5 protein-coding genes are annotated in these 5,352 nt (G+C 71.6%); 1 reads left to right on the top strand and 4 read right to left on the bottom strand.

Annotation, left to right across the window (positions count from 1 at the left end; translation table 11 throughout):
• Positions 1-121: 121 nt before the first annotated feature.
• From cysS to ABTZ17_RS36150, 4 genes are all read right to left on the bottom strand, one after another.
• Positions 122-1,525, bottom strand: coding sequence for a cysteine--tRNA ligase (gene cysS / locus ABTZ17_RS36165; RefSeq protein WP_352200065.1), 1,404 nt, complete (start codon positions 1,523-1,525; stop codon positions 122-124).
• Between the two features lie 255 nt (positions 1,526-1,780).
• Entirely contained in the window at positions 1,781-2,290 is a 510-nt protein-coding gene (ispF, locus tag ABTZ17_RS36160; protein WP_352200064.1) for a 2-C-methyl-D-erythritol 2,4-cyclodiphosphate synthase, read from the bottom strand.
• Positions 2,280-3,035, bottom strand: coding sequence for a 2-C-methyl-D-erythritol 4-phosphate cytidylyltransferase (ispD, locus tag ABTZ17_RS36155; RefSeq protein ID WP_352200063.1), 756 nt, complete (start codon positions 3,033-3,035; stop codon positions 2,280-2,282). The genes ispF and ispD overlap by 11 nt, the downstream gene beginning before the upstream one ends.
• Before the next feature lie 438 nt (positions 3,036-3,473).
• Positions 3,474-3,956, bottom strand: coding sequence for a CarD family transcriptional regulator (locus ABTZ17_RS36150; protein ID WP_003953493.1), 483 nt, complete (start codon positions 3,954-3,956; stop codon positions 3,474-3,476).
• Positions 3,957-4,631: 675 nt separating this feature from the next.
• Here ABTZ17_RS36150 and ABTZ17_RS36145 point away from each other — a divergent pair.
• Positions 4,632-5,291, top strand: coding sequence for a DUF461 domain-containing protein (locus ABTZ17_RS36145; protein ID WP_352200062.1), 660 nt, complete (start codon positions 4,632-4,634; stop codon positions 5,289-5,291).
• Positions 5,292-5,352 lie beyond the last annotated feature (61 nt).

Genomic DNA, 5,352 nt, shown 5'->3' with positions numbered 1-5,352 from the left:
GGGGTGTTTTGAGTCGATAAAAACCTTTGTTTTTTTGGTGGTGGCCTACTATAGTCAGTCACCCCGGGCGGCCCCCCGGCCGGCCCGCCCCCCACGACGTGACCGGTCCGGCCGGGGCCGGTCAGCGGGGTCCGAGCGTCCAGCGCGGGCCGGTCGGGCTGTCCTCGATGACCAGCCCGGACTGCTGCAGCTGGTCGCGGATCGCGTCGGCGGTGGCCCAGTCCTTGCGGGCCCGGGCGGCCTCGCGCTGGTCGAGGACCAGCCGCACGAGGGTGTCCACGGCTCCGTGGAGCTCCTCGCCGCGGTCGCTCTCCGCACCGGCCCACTGCGGGTCGAGCGGGTCGAGTCCCAGGACGCCCAGCATGGCGCGCACCTCGGCGAGGCGGGCGACGGCCGTCTCCTTGTCGTCGGCGGCGAGCGCCGAGTTGCCCTGGCGGACGGTGGTGTGGATGACGGCGAGGGCCTGCGGGACGCCCATGTCGTCGTCCATGGCCTCGGCGAAGGCCAGGGGCACCTCGGCGGCGGGCTCGACCGGCTTGCCGGCCTTCTCCAGCACGCGCTGGCAGAAGCCCTCGATCCGGGCGAAGGCGGACTCCGCCTCGCGCAGGGCCTCCTCGCTGTACTCGATCATCGAGCGGTAGTGCGGGGTGCCGAGGTAGTAGCGGAGCACGATCGGGCGCCACTGCTTGGTCATCTCAGAGACGAGCACCGAGTTGCCCAGGGACTTGGACATCTTCTCGCCCGCGAGGGTGACCCAGGCGTTGTGCACCCAGTACGAGGCGAAGGCGTCGCCGAAGGCCTTCGCCTGGGCGATCTCGTTCTCGTGGTGCGGGAAGATCAGGTCGAGCCCGCCGCCGTGGATGTCGAAGGCGGAGCCCAGGTACTTGTGCGCCATCGCGGAGCACTCCAGGTGCCAGCCCGGACGGCCGCGACCCCAGGGGGTCTCCCAGTCCGGCTCGCCGGGCTTGGTGGCCTTCCACATGGCGAAGTCGCGCGGGTCGCGCTTGCCGGTGATGCCTTCCTCGGCGGGCTGGCGCAGGTCGTCGATGTCCTGGTTGGACAGGGACAGGTACTCCGGGAAGGAGCGCACGTCGAAGTAGACGCTGCCGTCGGCCTCGTACGCGTGTCCGCGCTCGATGAGGCCCCGCATCATCTCGATCATCTCGGGGACGTGCCCGGTGGCGCGGGGCTCGTAGGTGGGCGGGAGGCAGCCGAGGGCGTCGTACCCGTCGTTGAAGGCCCGCTCGTTCTCGTAGCCGATGGACCACCAGGCGCGGCCCTGGTCCCCCGCCTTGTTGATGATCTTGTCGTCGATGTCGGTGACGTTCCGCACGAAGGTGACCTCGTAGCCGCGGTACCGGAACCAACGCCGCATGACGTCGAAGTTCAGGTACGAGCGGACGTGCCCGATGTGCGGGGGCGCCTGGACCGTGGCGCCACAGAGGTAGATCGAGACGCAGCCCGGCACGAGCGGGGTGAAGTCGCGGATCTGCCGGGCGCTGGTGTCGTACAGGCGAATAGTCACGGGACCAGGGTAGTGGTCCCGGGGCAGTGCCCCACTCCCTTCCGGCCCGACCGCGCAAGAACGCGGGCGGGGTCCGCTCGGCCCCGCGCACGGCGATTCCGGCCCCGCAGGAGGCACGTCCGACCCCACCGACGCCCGGCCGAACGCCGACAGGTGGAAAATCCGGCCCCGCCGGCGTTCGAGGCGCGGGGGTCCGGGGGCGGAGCCCCCGAAGCCCCCGCCGCGGTAGCGGCACCAGGAAGCGGGTCCGGGGCGTCAGCCCCGCTGGTCCCGCCGGTACACCAACGCGGTGGCGATCGCCGCCAGGCCCTCGCCCCGCCCGGTCAGCCCGAGCCCGTCGGTCGTGGTCCCGGAGACGGACACGGGGGCGCCCACCGCGGCCCCGAGCGCCTTCTGCGCTTCCTCACGCCGCTTCCCGACCTTCGGCCGCACCCCGATGACCTGCACGGACACGTTCCCGATCTCGAAGCCGGACTCGCGCACGATCCGCGCGGCCTCGGTGAGCAGGGTGACGCCGGAGGCTCCGGCCCACTCGGGCCGAGAGGTGCCGAAGTGGGCGCCGAGGTCCCCCACGCCCGCCGCGGAGAACAGCGCGTCGCAGGCCGCGTGGGCGGCGACGTCACCGTCGGAGTGCCCGGCCAGGCCGTAGCCCCCGCTCGCGGCCTCGTCCCAGTGCAGCCCCGCGCACCACAGCTCCGCCCCCTTCTCGAAGGCGTGCACGTCGGTGCCGATGCCGACGAGGGGGATGAGCGGTTCAGTAGGCATCGGTGGCCCTCCTGCGGGCGAGTACGGCCTCGGCGAGTACGAGGTCCAGGGGACGGGTGACCTTGAACGCCTCGTCGTGGCCGGGGACCAGCACGACGGGCACGCCGAGCTTCTCCACCATCCCGGCGTCGTCGGTGGCGCCCTCGCCGGACACGGCGATGGTGTCGTGGGCCCGGACCAGGGTGGCCAGGTCGAAGCCCTGCGGGGTCTGCACGGCGCGCAGCCGGGACCGGTCGGGGGTGGCCACCACCGGCTCGGGGGCGCCGCCCGCGGCGGGCTCGACCTCCTTGACGGTGTCGGTGACGGGGAGCGCCGGGACCACGGCGGGGGCCCCGTCGCGGACCGCCTCGACCACGGTGTCCACGGTGTCCACCGGGACCAGCGGGCGGGCGGCGTCGTGGATGAGGACGGCGGTGATCGTCTCCGGAAGGGCGTCCAGACCGGCCCGGACGGACTCCTGGCGGGTCTCGCCGCCCGCGACCACGAGGACGTCGGTGCGCTCGGGCAGGGCGTGCTCGTCGAGCATCCGCTTGACCTCGGCGACCCCGTCGGCGGGCGCGACCACCACGACCAGGGCGACCGCCCGGGAGCGGGCCATGGCGCGGACGGCGTGGATCAGCATGGGGGTGCCGCCGAGGGCGCGCAGCGCCTTGGGCGCTCCGGGGCCCAGGCGTACGCCCCGGCCGGCGGCCGGGATGACCGCGGCGGTACGGAAGTGACGCGGTGCGTCGGTGACGTCGGACATCGGCAGCTCCGTGCGGTGACATCGGTCGGCGGCCAGGTTTGTGCCTTCGGCCGACATGGGTATGGCCTGGGAGGTACCCCCGCCCCTCACGGGCCGGGGGCTTCAGTGCCGGGCGCGATGCCCCGACCGGGACCCTTTCCGTGACGACCGGTCGAGCCGACTGCCGGGCACTTCCGCCGGGTGTGCGCGGGGGACCGTGCGTCGGTGCGGCGGGTGGCGCGGAGTCGGTGGAGGCCGTCGGTGGAGGCGCGCGGCGGGGATCGGGTGGCGTGAGTGGCGATGTGGTGACGAGGGGTGCTCGGGTACAGACATGCCGCAGCGCCCGGCAACAGCAGACTCTCCAGACCTGCTAGAGGATCCCTAGAGGGGATCCTTCAGGACAGGAAGGGGAGCCGGTGTCATCGGGCACCACGGCATGGTGTGGCGAAGTGCTTCGCGTCAGGACGCGAGGACCTCGTCGAGGAGGGCCTCGGCCTTGTCCTCGTTGGTGTTCTCCGCGAGCGCCAGCTCGCTCACCAGGATCTGACGGGCCTTGGCGAGCATGCGCTTCTCGCCCGCCGACAGTCCGCGCTCGCGCTCACGGCGCCACAGGTCGCGGACGACCTCGGCCACCTTGATGACATCGCCCGAGGCGAGCTTCTCCAGGTTCGCCTTGTAACGACGGGACCAGTTCGTCGGCTCCTCGGCGTACGGCGCGCGCAGCACCTCGAAGACCCGGTCCAGCCCGTCCTGGCCGACCACATCGCGAACGCCCACGAACTCCGCGTTGTCCGCAGGCACGCGGACGGTCAGGTCGCCCTGCGCGACCTTGAGCACCAAGTAGGTCTTGTCCACGCCTTTGATCTGACGAGTTTCGATGGCCTCGATCAGCGCGGCCCCGTGATGGGGATAGACCACGGTGTCGCCAACCTTGAACGTCATGTGACAGGTACCCCTTCCGTGGCTATCCAGAGTAACACGAGAACGGACCGTTATGAATGGCGTTTTCGCAGGTCAGGGCCTATCTCGGGGCTTGACAACAGCGAGGCGGACGTGCTGCGGAGGGCTTCCGGAAGGGGGTATTCGCAGGTGAGGGCCACTCTCGGCACCGGCCGAAACGGCCACGTTACACCTCTCACGTGACAGCGGGTCTGTGATGTACGTCCCGTTTTGCCGGTTTCAAAGAGGCAAAACCGAACTACTCCGTTCGACTGGCGGCCGCCGAGCGGAGCGGGTTCCGCGCCAATCCTCGGAATTGATCACCGGCGGGCTTCGCGGGAAGACCGTCCCGAAAAGCCGGCTCCCGTCAGAAGCGGTCCCGATGCGGTCAGGAAGCGCTCGGGAAGCGTCCGGGAACGCGGCCGGGAACAGCCGGGGAACGTGACCTGAAATTGATCACCGCGGATATGCGCGGGATATGGCGGGGCCGCGCCGGAATGCAAGATCGACCGCGTGGGGCGCAGGCGTCACGTGTGACGCGGAGGGTCGGGTGCGGGGGCGAGGGGGCGGCTCGGTAACCTGAGCACGCTGACACACCCTTAGGGCGGCTTTACCTCGCCAGGCGGAGCCCCCGAACTGCCTCCGTCCGTACGTACCGTCCTAGGAGATGCCGCCGCCGTGAGCCGGACCCTTCGACGCGGCGCGATCGCCGCCGCCGCCATCGTGTTCTCGATCGGAACGCTCGCCGCCTGCGGCGCGGGCAACAACGCGCAGACCCTGCAGATCAAGCCGGACAACGCGGCTGTCACCAAGGGCGACATCAAGATCCAGAACGCGCTCGTCATCACGCAGCCCGAGAAGGAGGCGCAGGGCCCGGCCGTGGTCTCCGCGACCGTCTTCAACGCGGGCGTCGAGAACCAGACCCTCGACGGCATCACCCTTCCGGGTGGCTCCGGCACCGTGAAGCTGAAGCCCGCCACGGGCTCCGGCAAGGTCGTCGTCCCCGCCGGCGGCTCCGTGGTGATCGGCGGCAAGGGCAACGCCTCGGCGGTCATCGAGGGCGGCCGCGAGGCCGTCGAGGACGGCAACGCCCAGGAAGTCGTCTTCCAGCTCAGCAGGACCGGCGACGTCGGCCTGGAGGCCTTCGTGGTGCCCGCCACCGGCTACTACGCCCACTTCGGCCCCGACGCCGAGCCGGCCGCCGCCCCGAGCGGCTCCGCGAGCCCGTCCGGCAGCCCCTCCGGCTCCCCCTCGGGCAGCCCGTCCGGCAGCCCCTCCGGCGACGCCTCCACGGGCGCCACGCCGTCCGGCTCGGCCTCGCACAGCGCCGGCCACTGATCCACCACCCGCCCCGGCGGGACCGCGTACAGGAGGGCCCCACCCGACACCGGGTGGGGCC

The organism is Streptomyces sp. NPDC097619, assembly GCF_040302735.1.
GTDB lineage: Bacteria > Actinomycetota > Actinomycetes > Streptomycetales > Streptomycetaceae > Streptomyces.
This window is presented reverse-complemented; position numbering and strand designations above follow the sequence as displayed.

Excerpts from the sequence above, each read along its gene's own strand:
- ispF (WP_352200064.1), bottom strand. The coding sequence starts at position 2,290 with ATGCCTACTGAACCGCTCATCCCCCTCGTCGGCATCGGCACCGACGTG.
- ABTZ17_RS36150 (WP_003953493.1), bottom strand. The coding sequence starts at position 3,956 with ATGACGTTCAAGGTTGGCGACACCGTGGTCTATCCCCATCACGGGGCC.
- ispD (WP_352200063.1), bottom strand. The coding sequence starts at position 3,035 with ATGTCCGACGTCACCGACGCACCGCGTCACTTCCGTACCGCCGCGGTC.